Genomic DNA, 19,767 nt, shown 5'->3' with positions numbered 1-19,767 from the left:
AAGCTACCATGCGCTATGACGGTGAATCATCAATTAACGTGAACGTAAAAATTGCCTGAAAAATGCAAAAACTGCCCGCAATTATAAAGGTTCTGTCCGGATATTACAGAAGATCCATCAGGAAGGGGATCAGCGGTTCATCGGCAGGCGGCATCGGATAAGCACGCAGGTCTTTTGGTTTCACCCATTTCAGTGCCTGCCCTTCCATCGAACGAGCAATCCCCTCATAGCGACGGCAGATATACAACGGCATCAGCAAATGAAATTTCTCATAAGCATAGCTGGCAAAGGTCAGCGGTGCGAGGCAGGCATGTTTGGTGGTAATACCCAGCTCTTCCTGCAATTCACGGATCAGCGCATCTTCCGGCGTTTCGCCGCTCTCAACCTTGCCGCCCGGAAACTCCCAAAGACCGGCCAGATTTTTGCCCTCAGGCCGTTGTGCCAGCAAAATACGGCCATCCGTATCAATCAGCGCACAGGCTGCCACCAGCACAATCTTTTTGCCCTCAGTCATCAAACTCTACCTATCTGCAATAATAAATATAATCATAGACAGTGGAGAAGCCTAATCCCTGATACAAAGCCCGTGCTGCATGATTGGCTGTTTCTACCTGCAACCAGAACCGGTGATCTCCGCGGGATAAGGCCTGCGCCATCTCATTCAGCACCAGCGCTTTTGCAAAGCCACGCCGTCTGAACGTCTCACCAATACACAAATCCAGCAGACCGGTATAGCCGTTCTCACTCACACAAAGCAGAGTTGCCGCAGGTTCAGCACCGGAAAATCCGGCAATGACATATTTCTGCGGCTGAATGGAGCTCAGCACCTGAGCCAGCCCTTCAATCTGCGGCTCAGGCCGGTTATGGAAATCACCGGATATCCGGCTGTAGCCAATCTCCTGTCCCTCACGAAAATGCACAAGCCGCAATGGCAGACGTGGCTGTGGCACTTTCAAAAAGGCATTATCGCGCAAATCACAGGCCATAACCGATGATCCGCCCGCAGTCGTATAACCGCGCGCACTCAGATAATCCGCCAAAGCAGGTGGTGCCAGCGGGGTCAGCCGGAATACCGGCTGTTTGCCCTGCTCGGTAAACAGCGCCTCACAGGCCTCGACCCGCTGTGCCAGATCCGCATCATCGGACGGATTAAGCAGATTGACGGAATTACCGCGCTTCGACGGATAATAAGGCGTCAGTTGAACAGCCCAGTCACCCAGATGCGTGACCTGCGCTGCAGGCCATGCACGAAAACCAAGCTCTTCATACTGACGAATTTTTGACATCACGACCGGTAATCACCGTTAATAGCCACATATTCCTTGGTCAGGTCACAGGTCCAGACAGTCGCTGTGCCCTCACCCATACCAAGTTCAACCGTGATGAGAATGTCCTCACCCTTCATATAATCAGAAGCAGCTGCTTCCGAATAAGCCGCATCGCGCTCACCATCGACCGCCACACGGATATCTCCGAAGCTGATCGCCAGACGATCACGGTCGGCAGGCTCACCGGCCTTGCCAACAGCCATGACCACACGTCCCCAGTTAGCATCTTCACCGGCAGCAGCGGTTTTCACAAGCGGGGAATTGGCAATCGACAGACCGATGCGCTTGGCAGAAATGTCAGAAACCGCACCTTTAACAGTGATTTCCAGCATTTTGCGTGCGCCTTCGCCATCGCGCACAACCTGCAGTGCCAGATTTTTCAAAAGCTTGCGCAAAGCACGGTCAAATTCTGCCAGTCGTTCGTCATCCAATGCAGTTACTGCAACCGCACCGCGCTCAGCGGCCGTACCGGTAGCAAACAGCATCAGCGTGTCTGAAGTAGAAGTATCACTGTCCACAGTCACCGCATTGAAGCTGGAATCCACCGCTTTGGACAGCAGTCCCTGCAACACATCGGAAGCAATCGGTGCATCCGTCACCACAAAGGACAGCATTGTCGCCATATCCGGCGCAATCATACCGGCGCCCTTGGCAATTCCGTTAATGGTCACCGGCACACCGCCAAGCAGCACAGTTTCTGTTGCCACTTTCGGATAAGTATCCGTGGTCATGATCGCTTTGGCAGCTTCCAGCCAGCCGTTATTATCGGCACGCGCGTTCATGTCACCAAACAAATGCGAAAATTTACCGGCATCCAGCGGTTCGCCGATCACACCGGTTGAAGCAAGAAAGATTTCATGGGTTTCACAGCCCAGCGCTTCACAAGCAGCCTTGGCTGTTGCAGTCGTCGTCTCACGACCTTTCTTACCGGTAAAAGCATTGGCATTACCGGAATTCACGATCACCGCTTTGGCTGTGCCGTGCTTCAGGCTCTCGCGGCAAAAATCAACCGGCGCTGACGGGCATTTGGAACGGGTGAAAACACCGGCAACCGATGCCGGTGTATCAAACACCATCATCAGCACATCTGTCCGGTTCTTATATTTGATCCCCGCTTCGGCTGTGGCCATTCGCACACCGGTAATCACCGGCATGGCAGGATAATGTTTTGGTGCGAGCGGAGAAACTGTCGAAGACATGCGTGCCTCAAAGAATAAAAGCATTCCGGCAAATCGAAATATATTTGCGCCAAAATGCAACTGAACAGGAGCGGGCTTAACCGGATATGAAACAGCGCATCATCGGGTTTGTGAAAATGCAATAAGCACCACAAATCACCCGCCATTTCACTCAGATCGCAGTCAATAAATTATGGTTGGGCTAAAAATGCAATCACCTGCCCGAAATAATCAGAGCAGGTGATCAATTTTATCAATTTATATATCAAACTTACCAAATTGGCATGATTGATTTTATAAAATGAGAGGTCTTATTCAGCCGTTTTTGCAGCTGCATCCTGTGCGTCTGCGGCTTCTTTCATTGCTTTGGCAACGGCTTCGTCTTCATAAGTGATTTTCGAACCGTCGCGCAGCTTCTTGACCATTTCGATATATTTTTCACGAATGAGGATCGAGCGAACCTGATCTTTCACTTCATCAAATGCCGGCGGCTGCTGCTGGCGCTTATCTTCCAGCTTGATGATATGATAGCCGAACTGCGACTTAACAGGTTCTTTGGTGTAACCGCCGACTTCCAGCGCAAAAGCCGCTTTTTCAAATTCAGGCACCATCATGCCTTCACCGAAATAGCCAAGATCACCGCCCTGCGAAGCAGAACCGTCGGTTGAGCTTTCCTTGGCCAGATCTTCGAACTTGGCGCCGCCTTCAAGCTTTTTGATAATCGCTTTGGCTTCGTCTTCAGTTTTTACGAGAATATGACGGGCGCGCACTTCATTCTTCGCAGGCATTGCTGCGATTTCCTTGTCGTAACGACCACGGACTTCTTCATCCGAAATCTTGTCAACGATTGCAGTCTGGAAATATTCATTGTGCAAAGCGCGGTCTTTAAGGAATTCAATGCGCTGCTTGAAATCTGCGCTTTCGTCCAGCTTATCACCTTTAGCGGCAGCAGCCAGCACTTTGATATCAACCAGAGCGGCCAGTGCAGCGAGACGACGCTGATCATCCGGCAGACGGGAGAATTGCGGGTCGAGATCGCTGGACGCCTGATCAACTTCACCCTGTGTCAGCTTAACGCCGTTTACAGTAGCAAGAACTTTTGCAGGATCAGCTTTTTCTGCCGGTTTCGCTGCTTCAGTCTTTGCAGCGGCGTCCTGTGCATAGGCACCGGTTGCAGCAGTCGACAAAAGCAAACCGGTTGCCAGTTGAATCAGGACTTTACGGGTACGGGTCATCAGTGATTTCTCCTTCGGGGACGAAGTACCGTCCCAAGAATAAGGCAGAATTTTGCTGCTTCAGTTTATATAGTGTAAAGCAGAAGAGTTTTTAGGCGATATGGCAATTTTCTGCACAATATATCGGTATCAGCAGCGATAATCCTCTTTATTATGCATATATAATCGCATCGCAGAGGCCTATCACCAGTGTCAAATCATTGACATCGCCGCCCACCCCTCTTATCTGTCCATCGGCTTTGCGTCCAGAGAGCTGCCAGAGAGAAATTACGCGAAATGTCTTTTCGACAGCGTGTTTTCTTGCCATAAGTCTCGCATAAACAAATAAAGCCGATGTCAGAGCGCCGCTCAGGCGGCGACAATTGGCTGAAGATTTAAGAAAGGACCAGCAATGGTCAGCTTTGGCGGTCTCGCCCGTATGATTTTCGGCTCATCCAATGAGCGTCGCATCAAAGGTCTTCGTCCTCGCGCAGCAGCTATTACTGCGCTTGAGAAACAATATGAAGCTCTGAGCGATGATCAACTGAAGGCGAAAACTGATGAGTTCCGCGCTTTGCTCAAAAACGGCAAGACGCTGGATGATATTCTTCCTGATGCTTTTGCGACCGTGCGTGAAGCAGCAAAACGCGCCCTCGGCATGCGCCCGTTTGATGTGCAGCTGATCGGTGGCATGGTGCTGCATGACCGCTCCATCGCGGAAATGCGCACCGGTGAAGGCAAAACCCTGATGGCGACCCTGCCGGTTTACCTCAATGCGATCGAAGGCAAGGGTGTGCATGTCGTTACCGTCAACGACTATCTTGCCACCCGTGATGCGCAGACCATGGGCGTGCTGTACAACTTCCTCGGTCTGACTGTCGGTGTGATTGCTCATGGTCTTGATGACGATCAGCGCCGCGAGGCCTATGCCTGCGATATTACCTACGCAACGAATAACGAACTCGGCTTCGATTATCTGCGCGATAATATGAAATATGAGCGTGCCCAGATGGTGCAGCGCGAACATAACTACGCCATCGTCGACGAAGTTGATTCGATCCTCATCGACGAAGCCCGTACACCGCTGATCATTTCCGGCCCGTTGGAAGACCGTTCAGAATTCTACTCGCTGATCGACACCTTTATTCCGCAGCTCGTAGCGGAAGATTACGAAGTCGATGAGAAGCAGAAAACTGCAATCTTCACCGAAGTCGGTACTGAAAAGATCGAAAAACTGCTGGATGCTGCTGGCTATCTGAAAGGCGAAAGCCTGTATGATGTTGAGAACGTGGCTGTTGTTCACCACCTCAACAATGCTTTGCGCGCGCACAAGCTGTTCCAGCTCGACAAAGACTATATCGTCCGCAATGACGAACTGGTCATCATCGACGAATTTACCGGCCGTATGATGCCGGGTCGCCGTTATTCCGAAGGCCTGCATCAGGCGCTGGAAGCCAAAGAAAAAGTAACGATCCAGCCGGAAAATCAGACACTGGCTTCGATCACCTTCCAGAACTATTTCCGTATGTATAACAAACTGGCCGGTATGACCGGTACTGCGGCAACGGAAGCGGAAGAATTCGGTAATATTTACGGCCTCGATGTTGCGATTATTCCAACCAATCTGCCGGTTGCCCGTATTGACTCCGATGACGAAGTTTACCGCACGGTTGATGAAAAATATAAAGCGATCATCCGCGATATCCGTGAAGCCCATGAAAAGGGTCAGCCGGTTCTGGTTGGTACAACATCCATTGAAAAATCCGAACTGCTCGCAGAACGCCTGAAAAAAGACGGCGTGAAGGATATTCAGGTTCTGAATGCCCGTTATCACGAGCAGGAAGCCTATATCGTAGCGCAGGCCGGTGTGCCGGGTGCAATTACCATTGCAACCAATATGGCCGGTCGCGGTACTGACATTCAGCTCGGTGGCAATCTGGAAATGCGCATCCAAGTAGAGCTGGCTGATGTACCTGCCGGTCCTGAGCGTGATGCCAAAATTAAAGAGCTGAAAGCCGATATCGCTAAGAAAAAAGAACAGGCACTGGCTGCCGGTGGTCTTTATGTTCTGGCAACAGAGCGTCACGAAAGCCGCCGTATCGACAACCAGCTGCGTGGTCGTTCCGGTCGTCAGGGCGATCCGGGCAAATCGAAATTCTTCCTGTCGCTGCAGGATGACCTGATGCGCATTTTCGGCTCTGACCGCATGGACAGCATGTTGCAGAAGCTCGGCCTCAAAGAGGACGAAGCCATTGTGCATCCGTGGATCAACAAAGCGCTGGAAAAGGCTCAGAAAAAGGTCGAAGCCCGCAACTTTGAAATCCGCAAAAACCTGCTCAAATATGACGACGTGATGAATGATCAGCGTAAGGTGATCTTCGACCAGCGTCTGGAAATGATGGATGCTGAAGATCTGACCGAAACGGTCGATGAAATGCGTCATGAAGTCATTGAGGATATGGTTCGCGCGCATATTCCTGAAAATGCCTATGCAGAACAGTGGCGCATTCCGGAACTCAAGGAAGAGGTAATCAAAGTCCTCAATCTTGACCTGCCTGTGGATGCGTGGGCTGCCGAGGAAGGTATTGCGGAAGAACAGATCGAAGAGCGTATCAAGGAAGCTGCCGACAAGGCTGCTGCTGAACGCGCTGAGCGCTTTGGTCCGCAGATCATGGCCTATGTGCAGAAATCCGTTATTCTGCAGTCGCTGGACAATCTGTGGCGCGAGCATCTGGTCAATCTCGACCATCTGCGCTCCGTTGTCGGTTTCCGCGGCTATGCGCAGCGTGATCCGCTGAACGAATATAAGACAGAAGGCTTTGAGCTGTTTCAGGCCATGCTTTCCAACCTGCGTGAAGTTGTGACATCGCAGCTGATGCGCGTGGAAATCATGCGTGAAGAACCACAGCCGGAACTGCCGGAAATGCACGGTCACCATATTGACGGCACCACCGGTGAAGATGATTTTGGTGAAGGTTCTGACGGTGCGCGTCTTGCAGACAGTGACCGCTTTGTTGATCCTGAGAACCGCGATCCGGCTGATCCGTCCACATGGGGACGTGTTGCCCGTAACGAAGCCTGCCCTTGCGGCTCCGGCAAGAAGTTCAAACATTGCCACGGCGCTTTCGTTTAAACGATAAGATCAACGAATAAAAAACACCGCCTGTTCATCACAGGCGGTGTTTTCTTTTGGTTAAGCCCGAGTGGCGATTGAACTTCTTCAAGGCGTGATGCGTCAGCATCTTGAGCCGCCTTGATATAAGCGCATAGACTGACTTTTAAACTATTCTGTGCAACAACAGCTGCATATCAAAGCTTTTCCGAGAGAGACATTGCCTGCAAAATTTCAGATCACATCACTGGCTGAAAAAATACTGCCTGCAAGACTTGCAGAGCAATTGCGCCCGTTTCTTCTGCGTGCTGAGAGCTTATTCTCCGGTGATGATGAACAGGCACAGGCCAAGCGCTCATCACTGATTGCCTTTGCAATCCGCATTGCCGGTGCAGCACTGGCTTTGCTCAGTCAGGTCGTGCTTGCCCGCCTGATGGGCAGTTTTGAGTTTGGTATCTATGTCCTTGTCTGGACAGTGACACTGATCCTCGGTGATCTTGCCTGTTTTGGCTTTCACACCACAATCATCCGCTATGTACCGCAATATTTACAGAAAAATCAGACCAATGATGCGCGTGGTATTTTGCGTACCGGCCCCGTCTTTGCGCTTATCAGTGCAAGTGCAATTACACTGATCGCCATTGCAGTGCTCAAAATTCTGAGTGCAGAATTCGAGCCCTATTACTGGCCGGCCTTCCTGATTGGCGTATTTTGTATTCCGGCCATTGCACTTGGCAATATTTCAGACGGCACTGCCCGCTCACAAGGCTGGATTCTGTCTGCGCTCAGCCCCGGCTATGTTTTGCGGCCACTGATGATGCTGCTGATCTTTGTTGTGCTTCTGCTCACCGGCTGGGAAGCCCGGGCCACAACAGCACTGATTGCCGCCTTTGCCGGCACAGGCTTCACGGTAATCGGACAGCAGATTTTTTTACGCAATCGCATATCCAAGGTCCTGCCCAAAGGTGCCTCACACTACCATCTGCGGGAATGGATAAAGGTCTCTCTGCCGATCTTCCTTATCGAAGGCTTTTTCTTTCTGCTCATCAATATTGATGTGCTTATGGTTGGCCGGATGATGGAGCCGAATAGTGTAGCTCTGTATTTTGCCGTCACCAAAGTACTGGCACTGGCACATTTCGTTTATTTTGCGGTCAAATCCAGTGTCGCCCAGCGTTATTCACAATTACTGCATAGCGGCGACAAAGAAGCTTTTCAGAATTTTGCACGCAATTCTGCCCGCTGGACATTCTGGCCAAGCTTATTGCTCGGATTATTGCTGCTGGCAGGAGGCTGGCCGTTACTAGCGCTGTTCGGCCATGAATTCACACAAGGCTATCCGCTGCTGTTCATTTTGATCTTCGGTGTGATAGCCCGTGCCAGCGTCGGCCCTTGCGAAAGCCTGCTCTCCATGTCCGGCAATCAAAATATATGCGCCTTGCTCTACGCCTTAGCCCTGATTGTGAATGTCAGTCTCAATCTGACGCTGATCCCGCTATTGGGATTAAGCGGCGCGGCCATTGCAACAGTCTGTGCCATGGCAACAGAAGCCGCAGCACTTTCCTATGCAGTGCGTAAATATCTCGGGATCACAATGTTTGTTTTCGCACCTTCTGCCAAAACATCAGGATAAGGATTAACCATGCTGCATCTTTATCGCAAAGCGGAAGCCATAGACTATCTGAGAACCCTGCAAGTCGCCCCTCCGGCAGAGCAAAACATCTTCAATCATCCCGATTTCCTGCGTCCTGCACTGGAGCATTTCGCAACAGATAATTGCGGGCTGATCACAACGGGCAGCACCGCACCTGACTTCCTGATGCCGTTTCAGGTCACCAGAGCGGGTCTGGGCTTGCGTAAAACGATTTATTGCTGGAGCAATCTATACGCCACACAGGGCACGCCGCTCATCAGTGCTCGCACAATGCCGGACACTCTGGAAAAAGCTTTGGCTGAACTGTCCGAGCATGGACTGCCAGATACACTCGTGCTTCCAGATATCAGTCTTGATGGCGTTTTTGCACAAGCACTGAGCGATCTGGCACAGCGTAAAAACCTGCCTTTACAGATCATCCGTCAGCAGATGCGTCCGGTACTCCTGAATGGCACAAATGCCGAAACCTATCTGACCAATGCGATCGGTAAAAATCATCACCGCGAGTATCGCAGACTTTGGCGACGTCTGTCGGAAACCGGCAAACTGGAACACCAGATTGCAACGGATAAGGCTGCAATTATACCGGCGCTTGAAGATTTTCTGTCCTTAGAAGCCTCGGGCTGGAAAGGTGCAGGCGGTACCGCTTTTCTGACCAGACAACGGGATGCAGATTTTGCACGTCAAGCGGTGCACGCTTTCGCAAGCAAACAGCTTGTACAGATCCATGCTTTGAAACTCGATGATAAAACCATCGCCAGTCTTGTCGTCTTTATCAGTGGTGATCAGGCATGGACATGGAAAACGGCCTATGATGAGACTCTGAGAGCCTATTCTCCGGGCGTCTTACTGATGATTGAGGTGCTGAAAAAGCACCTCAGCAATCCGGTGCTGCGTATCACCGATTCCTGTGCCATTCCCGATCATCCGGTTATGTCGCGCTTATTTCATGAGCGTGCAAACTTCGGCACGCTCATTCTGGGACTGACGGAGCAGAGCCAGTCTTCCGTCAATCAGATCACCCGCCAACTGAACCGTTACGACAGGCTGCGCATGATGATGCGGAACATCAAAGCGCGTCTTAAACCATCCGCACGTTAAAAGCTGCTCAGCGGGTCTGTACCCGCTGACCAAGCCAGACACTGATCAGTACGATCAGCATACCCGCCATTTGCAGATCGTTGAGTTGCTGGTTGAGCAAAGCCCAGCCAAGAATAACGGCTGTCAGCGGGCTCAGAAAACCAAGGGATGCAGCAACAGAAGGTTCAAGACGCGCCAGTCCGCGGAACCAGAGCAGATAGGTCAGCGCACCACCGATCAGGCCGAGATAGATAAAGCCAAGCCAGTTTGTCAGGGTCAGTTGCGGCAAAGCAGGCTCCGACCAAAAAGCGACTGGCACCAGCAACAATCCACCGGCTGTCAGCTGCCATGCAGTAAATGTCAGCGGAGCAACCGGCGGCTGCCAGTAGCGGCTCAGCACAGTCCCTGCTGCCATCGAAAAAGCACCGGCCAGTGCAGCCAGAACTCCTGTCTGATCCAGCACACCATTTGGCTTGAGAACCAGTAAGGCTACACCGGCAATCCCCATCAGTGCCGCGATCACTGCCATGGCACGCAAACGGGTGCCTAACACCGCACTGGCGAGGAAAACCACGATCAACGGCTGCACAGAGCCTACAGTAGCGGCAACGCCGCCTGGCAACCGGTAAGCGGCAACAAACAGCATCGCCCAGAAAAACGAGAAATTCAGTGCACCGAGGATAAACACACGCAGCCACCAAATTCCGTGCGGTAATTGCCGGACAAAGAATAACAGCAATAATCCTGCAGGCAACGCACGCAGCATCGCCACAGTCATCGGATAGTCTGCAGGCAACATCTGTGTGGTTACAATATAGGTACTGCCCCAGATTGCCGGTGCCAGTGCTGTCAGCAGCAAATCTGTCCGCATAGATGTCATGTCCTGTCTCCGCTCGTTTCATAATGCCGGTACAGGACAACATAATTACAATATCAAACAATGATAATGCATGATATTGACAATATATTACCAAATAAAAGTTTATAATCAGGCAATTCTTTATGGATCAGCTCAGTGCATTACGCCTGTTTCGCAAGACAGTTGAATTGGGGAGCTTTGCAGAAACTGCCCGCGCGACCGGATTGACGGCAGCGGCCGTCGGTAAAAGTATCAGCGAGCTTGAAGCCCATCTGAAAGTCCGGTTGTTCAACCGCACGACCAGACGCATGAGCCTTACAGAAGCAGGCACGTTATATTTCCAACAAGTCACACCGGTGCTCGATCAGCTTGAAGAAGCAGACCGCTCATTAACATCGCATCATAATCAGCCATCCGGCCTGCTGCGTGTCACCGCACCTCTGACCATGACTATTATCAGCCTGTCGCGTTTTATTCCGGAATTTCTGGAACGATATCCTGAAATCACACTCGATCTCAATCTCGATGACCGGCTGATCGACATCGTGCGGGAGGGTTATGATATCGCCATTAAAGGTAGTGACAGCTTAAAAAATTCAAGTCTGATCAGCCGCAGAGTCAGTACATTGCATCATGTGCTCTGCGCTGCCCCATCCTATTTTGAGACATATGGCACACCGCAGGTACCTGCTGATCTTCGGCAGCATAACTGCATCCGCTACAGTCTGTCTGATCATGTTCATGAATGGGAGTTTCGCAAAGGAGAACAGACCGAGCGCATTGCGGTAACCGGCCGTTATCTGGTCTCATCCAGTTTTGCGGTTCGAGATGCCTTATGCGCAGGTTTCGGTCTCAGCCTGATACCCGTAAGCTACGTAAAACAGGATATTACAGCAGGCAGACTGGTCACGGCATTGGACGACTGGCAGCAGATAGAAACAGGTGTCTATGCCTTCTACCCCTCCCGCCAGTATCTCGCACCAAAGGTCAGAGTCTTTCTGGATTTTTTAAGCGAGAAGTTACAAATGTAAACTTCACCTGTTACCAGTCTGATTTATTCAACCAACGGCTCGACCGGCCCCCAGCGCTGCGATGTAAACCTGTTAATATACATCCCCCAGATGGCTGTTTTCAGTCGCAAAAAAGGCCGGATAATTTCTCTGATGACCTTCTTCCAGACTGGCAGGCTTTGATGCTCTTTTGCCCGCTCACCGCTTAATGTGCTTTCAAGACCGGCCTGATCACAAATCACGGGACTAACCTGATAAAGCTTCATTTCATTGAAGAAACCACAAGCAGGTGTAAATAAGAGATGATCCATCGGTGCTGCGGCATCATTCATACGCGCCAGCAGCGATGCCGCACATTTCGCAGAAATAATATAACCGGCAGATAAAATATTCTGGCTGCGAAGCCTCGCAATTGAATATTGCCCCGCAACAATCGTCACAGGTTTATCCATCAATACCTTACGACCATGGGTTTCCAGTTTAATCAGATCCGCGTCAGATGGAATCCATGTATCCGATTGAAAGAATTGTTTGGCATTGCCCGAAAATCGCACATCATCTTCAAAAATAGCCCCATATTGCTCGCCACTTTGAACAATCTGCTCCAGACATTTGCGATGGCTCAGAAAACAACCAAGCTCACTACGCGTTAGCGGCTCTTTCCAACCGGCATTACGCTTAATTCTGGCAACCTCATCGTCACTCAAAACCTTACCGTCAACTGCCGCAACGCGCTCAAATGCCAGACCAGCCTTCTCAAACTGCTGAAACATACGCTGCAAACGGTCTTGTGAGCGATCCAGATTAATCAGATAAGCTTTCAATATACTATCCACCATACAGAAGATTATTCAACCGTCATGCGAAGACTCTGCTTCCCTCAAGGGAAATGTTCACTCTTTGAAGTAAAGATAAAATCTATATTGTATAAAGATAAAAGTGGTGCGGGTGGTCGGAATCGAACCGACACTCCTTTCGGAACCGGATTTTGAGTCCGGCGCGTCTACCAGTTCCACCACACCCGCACATTTGCAGGCACTTTGCATTCAAAGCGCTGCCCTGGTGCGCCGAAATATAGTGAGAACAGCCCTGTCGTCAACTGGGAAATCTCATTTGTTTCAATATTATTTCAACAAAATTCATTCAGGCGTTAAAACAACCAGCAGCAGACCGCAATTTCCGAGGCCTCAGGCATTGCTTAGAGTGTCATCGCGCATTGCCCTGCACAGGTTTTCGCTTTACATACGACAGCAAAATTTCACATGGCTGTTGCCTGTGCCCTCCCTGCTGATAACCGACAGAGATTCCCATGCTGCGCAAACTCTATGACTGGACCATTTCCCTTGCAGCCCGCAAATCCGCGGCTGCCTGGCTGGCCGTCATTGCTTTTCTTGAAAGCTCCGTCTTTCTGATTCCGGCTGATGTTCTGTTTGTGCCAATGGGTATCGCCCGTCCGAAAAAAGTCTGGCATTACGCGATAATTGCCACTGTAATGTCGGTGCTCGGCGGCATTCTCGGCTGGTATATCGGTCATTATGCCTATGAAGCTGTTGCAAAACCGGTTCTGCACTTTTACGGCAAGCTTGATACTTTTGAAGCCATGCGCGGCAGCACCAGCGCAGACATGATTCTGCTGCTGCTCATCACCTCCGGCCTGTCGCACCTGCCGCCGATGAAAGTTGTCACCATCCTGTCCGGTGCTGCAGGGGTGAATATCTGGCTGTTTATTCTCTCAGCCATCATCACCCGTGGCGCACGTTTTTTCTTGTTGGCGTGGTTGTTGCAGCGTTTTGGCGAACCGATCCGCAACTTCATCGAAAAACGCCTCGGCCTGATTGCAGCAACCGTTGCCGTCATTTTGATTCTGTTATTTATGGTCGTCAAATATCTTCACGCATAAGAAACCACAAAATCAGCCATGTTTATGCCACATGAACATGGCTGTGCTGATTTCAAATTGATTTATGTAACAAGGATTTTCCCGTGTCTTCAGCCGGTACATCTTCTCAAATCCGCAAGCAACACACCTTTGTTTCAGGCTTTCTTGCGGTTAGCATGGCCGGTGTTGTGGGCACAGCCCTAGCATTTCAGTATATTGGCGGATATCTGCCGTGCAAACTATGCCTTGAAGAACGTATTCCCTATTATGTCGGCGTTCCTCTGATGCTCATCAGCGCTCTGCTGGCCGCACTCGGCAAATCAGAAAAACTCACACGCCTTTTCCTGTTTGTCGCCGGATTGCTGATGACCTATGGCCTTATTCTTTCTGTCTATCATTCAGGCGTGGAATGGAAATTCTGGGCAGGTCCTGCCGATTGCGCTACAGGCGCGGTTTCCATTACCACCAGCGCGGGCAATCTGCTCGGCGATCTCAATGCCGTGAAGCCTGCAGCTTGTGATGTAGCTGCCGGTCGTTTCCTCGGCATTTCCTTTGCCGGCTGGAACGGTGTTGCATCGCTGATTTTGGCCATTATCGCTTTTTACGGCGCTTCGCTGAAAACCCGCAAATAAGACAATAAAAAAGAACCGGAGCTGTTGTTTACGGCTCCAGTTCCACATCCCAATACAAATAATCCATCCAGCTTTCATGCAAATGGTTTGGCGGAAACCGCCTGCCATTCTTATGCAAATCAAAAACACTGGGCATATAGGGTTTTTGTCGCGGCCACATTTGGGCTTTAGCCGGCATCATGCCGCCCTTGCGCAAATTACAAGGCGAACAGGCTGCCACCACATTTTCCCACGTCGTCTCACCACCGCTGCAACGCGGTATCACATGATCGAAAGTCAGATCATGATGCGCACCGCAATACTGACACTCAAAGCGATCACGTAAGAACACATTAAAGCGGGTGAAAGCCGGATAGGTCGGCGGCGCTATATAGGTTTTCAGACTGATAACGCTGGGTAATCGCATTGCAAAGCTCGGAGAACTGACCTCCGTATCATATTCCGCAACAATATTTACACGATTGAGAAACACAGCTTTGATCGCATCCTGCCACGACCACAGCGATAAAGGATAATAACTGAGCGGGCGAAAATCCGCATTCAGTACCAATGCCGGCAACTTGCCGGCAAAAGCTGCAATATTCAAGAAACACCTCCTTTGAACACTCCGCAAACAGTCGTTGCCTGATTGCGGAATGCAGCTTCAAGAGAAAGGTGACCGTTCCGGTTCACCCTGCATGTATTTCACTGCGTCTCTGCCAGCTATATTTCCTGAGGTGCTTCACTCTTCAATGTACCTGACAGAATGATACGTGAAAAACGAATGCTTTTACCGGTCATAATATGTAAGCAGGACATGTCAGTATTGTGAAGCCAGACTGTTTATCAGTCAATTTCTATTCGCACTCTGTTTTAAATAAATATGTAATCAAATCAGCTTTCAAAACGCAAAAACACAAACATTGCCACCTCGAAATGCATTCATGTCTCATTTATGCAAATATGCGCTTTCAATATTGTAGACAATTATGTAAACATAATTTGACAGCTTTGACAAAACAAAGCCATAACTGCGCTTCCCTTTTGCATCTGCTTCAGACTAAGCTGCAAAAGAGAAGCCGGTTAACACCGAAATCAGACAGGGAGCCGAGTGATGAGTGGTCGTATTGAACATGCAGGTTTGCAGGTTGATCAGGAACTGAGCAGTTTTCTTGAAAAGGAAGTTCTGCCGGATACAGGCATAGCTGCCGGTGATTTCTGGAACGGTCTCGCCGCTATGGTCAAAGACCTTGCACCGCACAACAAGGCTTTGCTTGCCAAGCGTGATGACCTGCAGGCTAAACTCGACGCGTGGTACAAAGCCAACCGCAATTACTCGATGGCAGATTATCAGGCCTATTTGCGCGAAATCGGCTATCTCATGCCGGAAGGAGAAGATTTTCAGGTTTCAACGGCCAATGTTGATTCTGAAATTACCAGCCTTGCAGGCCCGCAGCTCGTTGTTCCGGTGATGAATGCCCGTTATGCTCTGAATGCTGCCAATGCGCGCTGGGGCTCGCTCTATGACGCACTTTATGGCACCGATGCGATCAGCGAAGACAATGGTGCAGAAAAAGGCAAAGCATACAATCCGGTTCGCGGCGAAAAAGTTATCGCCTGGGCTAAAGCGTTCCTTGATGAAGCAACCCCGCTGACAGAAGGTCACTGGAATGACGTTACCGGTTTCAAAATTGCCGGTGGCCAGCTCACACTATCCCTCAGCAATGGCAAATCTGCCAGCCTGAAAGACGGCCAGAGCTTTGCTGGTTATCAGGGTGATACATCTGCGCCTACCCTCGTGCTTTTAAAAAACAACGGCCTGCATATCGAGATCCGTTGCGATGCAAACCATGTCATCGGTAAAAACGATCCGGCACATATTGCTGACATCACACTGGAATCTGCCCTCAGCACCATTCAGGATTGTGAAGATTCTGTTGCTGCTGTTGACGCAGCCGATAAGGTTCTCGCTTACCGCAATATTCTCGGCCTGTTCAAAGGTACCCTGTCAGAGAGTTTTGACAAGGGTGGCAAAACCATCACCCGCAAACTCAATGCGGACCGCAGCTATACCGCAGCGGATGGCTCTGCCCTCACCTTACCTGGCCGCTCAATTCTGCTGATCCGCAATGTCGGCCACCTGATGACCAATCCGGCTATTCTGGACAGCGAAGGCAATGAGATTCCGGAAGGTATTCTCGATGCAGCCTTCACCGCTGTTATCGCCCTGCACGATATCGGCACACAGGATGGCAAGCTCAAAGGCACACATCTCAACTCCCGCACCGGCTCGGTCTATATTGTAAAACCGAAAATGCATGGTCCGGAAGAAGTTGCTTTTGCTTCTGATATTTTCGCCCGTGCTGAAGCATTGGCCGGCTTAAAAACCAATACGCTGAAAATGGGTATTATGGATGAAGAACGCCGCATGACGGTGAACCTCAAAGAAGCCATCCGCGCAGCCAAAGAACGTGTCTTCTTCATCAATACCGGCTTCCTTGATCGCACCGGTGATGAAATTCACACCTCGATGGAAGCAGGCCCTGTTATCCGTAAAGGCGATATGAAACAGGCTGCATGGATTGCGGCCTATGAAAACTGGAACGTGGATACCGGCCTTGCCTGTGGCCTGACCGGCCATGCACAGATCGGTAAGGGCATGTGGGCCATGCCGGATTTGATGGCTGCAATGCTCGAACAGAAAATCGCCCATCCGAAAGCCGGTGCCAATACCGCATGGGTGCCTTCACCAACAGCCGCAACGCTTCATGCTACCCATTACCATAAGATCGATGTGGCTGCGGTTCAAAACCAGCTCAAATCGCGCACAAAAGCCAAGCTTGAAGATATCCTGACAGTTCCTGTCGCCCGTGACACCAATTGGGCACCAGCAGACGTACAGGCAGAGATCGATAATAATGCGCAGGGTATTCTGGGCTATGTGGTGCGCTGGATTGATCAGGGCGTTGGCTGCTCCAAAGTGCCGGACATCAACAATGTCGGCCTGATGGAAGATCGCGCAACCCTGCGTATCTCCGCCCAGCACATCGCTAACTGGCTGCATCATGGCATTGTCAGCGAAGCGCAGGTGATGGAAACCATGAAACGCATGGCCGCGGTTGTAGATGCCCAGAATGCGGATGATGCAGCCTATTTGCCAATGGCAAAAGACTTCAATGCATCTATTGCATTTCAGGCTGCCTGTGAGCTGGTATTTAAAGGTCGTGAACAACCAAATGGTTATACCGAGCCGGTTCTTCATGCCCGCCGCTTGCAGTTCAAAGCATCTCGTAATCAAGCGTAACGCTTGATGGCCACGATAATGCACAGCCACAATGCTGCCAACAATAAGTAACAGCAAATAAATTCTTGACGCTTTTCATAAGCGGCATAAAAGTGGCGGATAAGATTTTCTTGTCCGCCATTTTTTATGAAAGCAGATCATGCTGAGCATACAGCACGCCGACACGCCCCATCTGCCTGCAATTCTTGATATTTATAATGATGCAATTGCCAATACGACGGCAGTTTTTATCAGCCAGCCGGTTGACCTGAAAAACCGTGCGGATTGGCTGTTGTCACGCCAAAATTCCGGTTTTCCGGTACTGGTTCTGACCGAAGATGATCAGCTTCTCGGCTATGCCAGCTATGGTGCCTTCCGTGCTTTCGAATGTTATAAACACACAGCAGAATTATCGATCTACATCGCAGGCCATGCCCGCGGCAAAGGAGCCGGTGACCAGTTGATGCGGGCTTTGCTGGAGCATGCTGCCGCCAATAATATTCATGTATTGCTGGGTGCGATTGAAGCGCAGAATACAGCATCGCTGCGCTTGCATGAAAAGCATGGTTTCATCCAAACAGGACTGCTCCCACAGGTTGGTCGCAAATTTGACCGCTGGCTTGATCTGGTGCTGATGCAGCGTATTCTCACAAAATAAGCGAATATCACGTAAGCACAAATCACTTGATTTTAGAATTATTCTAAATTATTCAGTTTAGAGTAATTCTAAAAAGGAACTCTCATGTTCTCTTCCCTCTTCTCTTCATCGCGCCGGTCTTTTGACAGTCTCTCAGAGCAGGAAATATTGGCGCTGGCCATCTCCTCTGAAGAAGACGATGCCCGCATCTATCTCAGCTATGCAGACGGATTGCGCGAGGCTTACCCGCAATCAGCGAAAATCTTTGAGGCGATGGCCGAAGAGGAACATAACCACCGTGCGCGCCTGATTGAACTGCACCAGCAGCGTTTTGGTGACAATATTCCGCTGATCCGCCGCGAGCATGTGCGCGGTTATTATGAACGCAAACCCGACTGGCTGGTGCGCCCGCTCGGTATCGACAAAGTGCGCAATATGGCAGCGCAGATGGAGGAACAGGCGGCGCGCTTCTATGAACAAGCCGCCAAACGTGTTTCCGATGCACCAACCCGTAAATTGCTGGGCGATCTGGCGTTGGAAGAAAAGCACCATGAACAGCGTGCCCATCATCTGGAGGAGAAGCTGACACCGGATAATGTTCAGGATGAAGAACGTGCCGGTGAGCGTAAACAGCTGATCCTGACCTATATTCAGCCAGGTCTCGCCGGACTGATGGATGGTTCAGTCTCCACGCTGGCACCGATTTTTGCCGCCGCCTTTGCCACCCAAGATACATGGCAGACATTTCTTGTCGGTCTTTCGGCTTCCGTGGGTGCCGGTATTTCTATGGGCTTCACAGAAGCTGCCCATGATGACGGCAAGCTCTCAGGCCGTGGCTCACCGGTCAAGCGAGGTCTTGCCAGCGGTATTATGACCACGCTTGGCGGCCTTGGTCATGCCCTGCCTTACCTGATCTCCGATTTCTGGACAGCGACCGGCATTGCCGTCATCATCGTGTTCATCGAACTCTGGGCGATTGCTTATATTCAGAACCGCTTTATGGAAACGCCGTTCATGCGCGCAGCATTTCAGGTCGTTCTCGGCGGCGCATTGGTGCTCGCAGCCGGTATTCTGATCGGTAATGCCTGATCGGTATTAGCCTGCCACAACTGCCAGCGTTGGGGCAGGTTTAACCACAGACTGATCATCCATAAACGGCTCGATGCAAATATGGGTTGGCTTATCAATCGTCACAAAACTATTGCGCGGTACTGCCATCCAGTTTTCAGCCACACCATCCAGCGGCTCGGATACAACACAAATCCCTGAGGCAGATGCCATTTTAGCTGTATAGAGCGTCGGCGCATAAATATCGCTGGCATAGCGCACAGAATAGAGCGACTGTCCGTCAGAAAACGCTGCGGTCAACCGGATAAACGGCGGTACTTTCGCCGCATCCGCCGCTTCATAAATTGTTTCAACCGTGCGCATCAGAGCATGGCGCGGATCATCATCCAGCCCGAAATGCAGCATTAGCAAAAAGAATAATTCTGAATCCGTTGAACCGGATTTATGGCTGTATAACGCATCCGGCAGCAGGCTTTCCAGCGGGCGGCGCAACCGGTCAAAACTGCCGATCTGGCCGTTATGCATAAAGCTCCAGCGCTGATACACAAACGGATGGCAATTGGTGCGGCTGGTCTCTCCGCCTGTGGAGGCACGCACATGAGCGAGAAACAACCGTGAATTAATCTGGCGTGCAAGACTGCGCAAATTCTGGTCAGACCATGCGGGCAGCAGATCGCGATACAGCCCCGGTTCATCCCGCGTACCATACCATGCCACGCCAAAGCCATCGCCATTGGTCGCGGTTTTCGCCTCATGCGCGTGATGGCTCTGCGCTATCAGCGAATGGCAAGGCGAAGTGATAATATCCTCAAGATACAGATCTGATCCGAAATACGCAGCCCAGCGACACATGA

General features: G+C 50.7%; 17 protein-coding genes and 1 tRNA gene. 9 read left to right on the top strand and 9 right to left on the bottom strand.

From position 1 onward, the window contains the following. Nucleotides 1-103 precede the first annotated feature (103 nt). The 4 genes from mutT to DFR47_RS15935 all read right to left on the bottom strand — a co-directional run bounded on the left by mutT (nucleotide 104) and on the right by DFR47_RS15935 (nucleotide 3,741). Complete coding sequence (gene mutT, locus DFR47_RS15950) at nucleotides 104-514, bottom strand: 8-oxo-dGTP diphosphatase MutT (RefSeq protein WP_113945391.1); 411 nt, start codon at nucleotides 512-514, stop codon at nucleotides 104-106. A 10-nt stretch (nucleotides 515-524) separates the two neighbouring features. Further along, on the bottom strand, nucleotides 525-1,286 hold the full coding sequence (locus DFR47_RS15945) for a GNAT family N-acetyltransferase (protein ID WP_113945390.1): 762 nt from the start codon (nucleotides 1,284-1,286) through the stop codon (nucleotides 525-527). Beyond that, the gene (gene argJ / locus DFR47_RS15940) at nucleotides 1,286-2,527 is read right to left on the bottom strand and encodes a bifunctional glutamate N-acetyltransferase/amino-acid acetyltransferase ArgJ (protein WP_113945428.1); all 1,242 of its coding nucleotides are present in this window, start codon (nucleotides 2,525-2,527) and stop codon (nucleotides 1,286-1,288) included. The genes DFR47_RS15945 and argJ overlap by 1 nt, the downstream gene beginning before the upstream one ends. Before the next feature lie 290 nt (nucleotides 2,528-2,817). After that, a complete protein-coding gene (locus tag DFR47_RS15935; RefSeq protein WP_113945389.1) occupies nucleotides 2,818-3,741 on the bottom strand; it encodes a peptidylprolyl isomerase in 924 nt (307 codons plus the stop codon). Between the two features lie 391 nt (nucleotides 3,742-4,132). Between DFR47_RS15935 and secA the strand changes: the two genes are divergently transcribed. From secA to DFR47_RS15915, 3 genes are all read left to right on the top strand, one after another. After that, the gene (gene secA / locus DFR47_RS15925; protein WP_113945388.1) at nucleotides 4,133-6,853 is read left to right on the top strand and encodes a preprotein translocase subunit SecA; all 2,721 of its coding nucleotides are present in this window, start codon (nucleotides 4,133-4,135) and stop codon (nucleotides 6,851-6,853) included. Nucleotides 6,854-7,052: 199 nt separating this feature from the next. Beyond that, entirely contained in the window at nucleotides 7,053-8,465 is a 1,413-nt protein-coding gene (locus DFR47_RS15920) for an oligosaccharide flippase family protein (RefSeq protein WP_245416592.1), read from the top strand. Between the two features lie 9 nt (nucleotides 8,466-8,474). Continuing rightward, nucleotides 8,475-9,587 (top strand): GNAT family N-acetyltransferase, encoded by a 1,113-nt coding sequence (locus DFR47_RS15915; RefSeq protein ID WP_113945387.1) that lies wholly within the window; start codon nucleotides 8,475-8,477, stop codon nucleotides 9,585-9,587. A 7-nt stretch (nucleotides 9,588-9,594) separates the two neighbouring features. On the opposite strand, the gene DFR47_RS15910 is transcribed toward DFR47_RS15915, so the two are convergent. Beyond that, complete coding sequence (locus DFR47_RS15910) at nucleotides 9,595-10,446, bottom strand: EamA family transporter (RefSeq protein WP_210207322.1); 852 nt, start codon at nucleotides 10,444-10,446, stop codon at nucleotides 9,595-9,597. Nucleotides 10,447-10,568: 122 nt separating this feature from the next. Between DFR47_RS15910 and DFR47_RS15905 the strand changes: the two genes are divergently transcribed. Beyond that, entirely contained in the window at nucleotides 10,569-11,456 is an 888-nt protein-coding gene (locus tag DFR47_RS15905) for a LysR family transcriptional regulator (protein ID WP_113945385.1), read from the top strand. Between the two features lie 23 nt (nucleotides 11,457-11,479). Here the strand turns inward: DFR47_RS15905 and DFR47_RS15900 are convergent, their stop codons facing one another. Continuing rightward, nucleotides 11,480-12,259: a glycosyltransferase family 25 protein gene (locus DFR47_RS15900; protein ID WP_170137518.1), complete on the bottom strand. Its 780-nt coding sequence runs from the start codon at nucleotides 12,257-12,259 to the stop codon at nucleotides 11,480-11,482. Between the two features lie 116 nt (nucleotides 12,260-12,375). After that, nucleotides 12,376-12,460: transfer RNA gene (locus tag DFR47_RS15895), tRNA-Leu, on the bottom strand. Nucleotides 12,461-12,744: 284 nt separating this feature from the next. Between DFR47_RS15895 and DFR47_RS15890 the strand changes: the two genes are divergently transcribed. Further along, the gene (locus DFR47_RS15890; protein ID WP_113945383.1) at nucleotides 12,745-13,335 is read left to right on the top strand and encodes a YqaA family protein; all 591 of its coding nucleotides are present in this window, start codon (nucleotides 12,745-12,747) and stop codon (nucleotides 13,333-13,335) included. A gap of 83 nt (nucleotides 13,336-13,418) precedes the next feature. Next, nucleotides 13,419-13,946 (top strand): disulfide bond formation protein B, encoded by a 528-nt coding sequence (locus DFR47_RS15885; protein WP_281011650.1) that lies wholly within the window; start codon nucleotides 13,419-13,421, stop codon nucleotides 13,944-13,946. A 28-nt stretch (nucleotides 13,947-13,974) separates the two neighbouring features. Here the strand turns inward: DFR47_RS15885 and DFR47_RS15880 are convergent, their stop codons facing one another. Further along, nucleotides 13,975-14,532 carry an HNH endonuclease gene (locus DFR47_RS15880; RefSeq protein WP_113945381.1) on the bottom strand — a complete coding sequence of 186 codons (558 nt, stop codon included), beginning with the start codon at nucleotides 14,530-14,532 and terminating at the stop codon, nucleotides 13,975-13,977. 507 nt (nucleotides 14,533-15,039) lie between these two features. Here DFR47_RS15880 and DFR47_RS15875 point away from each other — a divergent pair. The 3 genes from DFR47_RS15875 to mbfA all read left to right on the top strand — a co-directional run bounded on the left by DFR47_RS15875 (nucleotide 15,040) and on the right by mbfA (nucleotide 18,934). After that, nucleotides 15,040-17,229 (top strand): malate synthase G, encoded by a 2,190-nt coding sequence (locus DFR47_RS15875; RefSeq protein WP_113945380.1) that lies wholly within the window; start codon nucleotides 15,040-15,042, stop codon nucleotides 17,227-17,229. Between the two features lie 139 nt (nucleotides 17,230-17,368). Beyond that, the gene (locus DFR47_RS15870; RefSeq protein ID WP_113945379.1) at nucleotides 17,369-17,866 is read left to right on the top strand and encodes a GNAT family N-acetyltransferase; all 498 of its coding nucleotides are present in this window, start codon (nucleotides 17,369-17,371) and stop codon (nucleotides 17,864-17,866) included. 84 nt (nucleotides 17,867-17,950) lie between these two features. Next, a complete protein-coding gene (gene mbfA, locus DFR47_RS15865; protein ID WP_113945378.1) occupies nucleotides 17,951-18,934 on the top strand; it encodes an iron exporter MbfA in 984 nt (327 codons plus the stop codon). Between the two features lie 6 nt (nucleotides 18,935-18,940). Here mbfA and DFR47_RS15860 read toward each other — a convergent pair whose 3' ends face one another. After that, nucleotides 18,941-19,765 carry a class II glutamine amidotransferase gene (locus DFR47_RS15860; RefSeq protein ID WP_113945377.1) on the bottom strand — a complete coding sequence of 275 codons (825 nt, stop codon included), beginning with the start codon at nucleotides 19,763-19,765 and terminating at the stop codon, nucleotides 18,941-18,943. Nucleotides 19,766-19,767 lie beyond the last annotated feature (2 nt).

This window comes from Pseudochrobactrum asaccharolyticum, assembly GCF_003314995.1.
In the GTDB taxonomy this organism is placed as follows: Bacteria; Pseudomonadota; Alphaproteobacteria; order Rhizobiales; family Rhizobiaceae; genus Pseudochrobactrum; species Pseudochrobactrum asaccharolyticum.
This window is presented reverse-complemented; position numbering and strand designations above follow the sequence as displayed.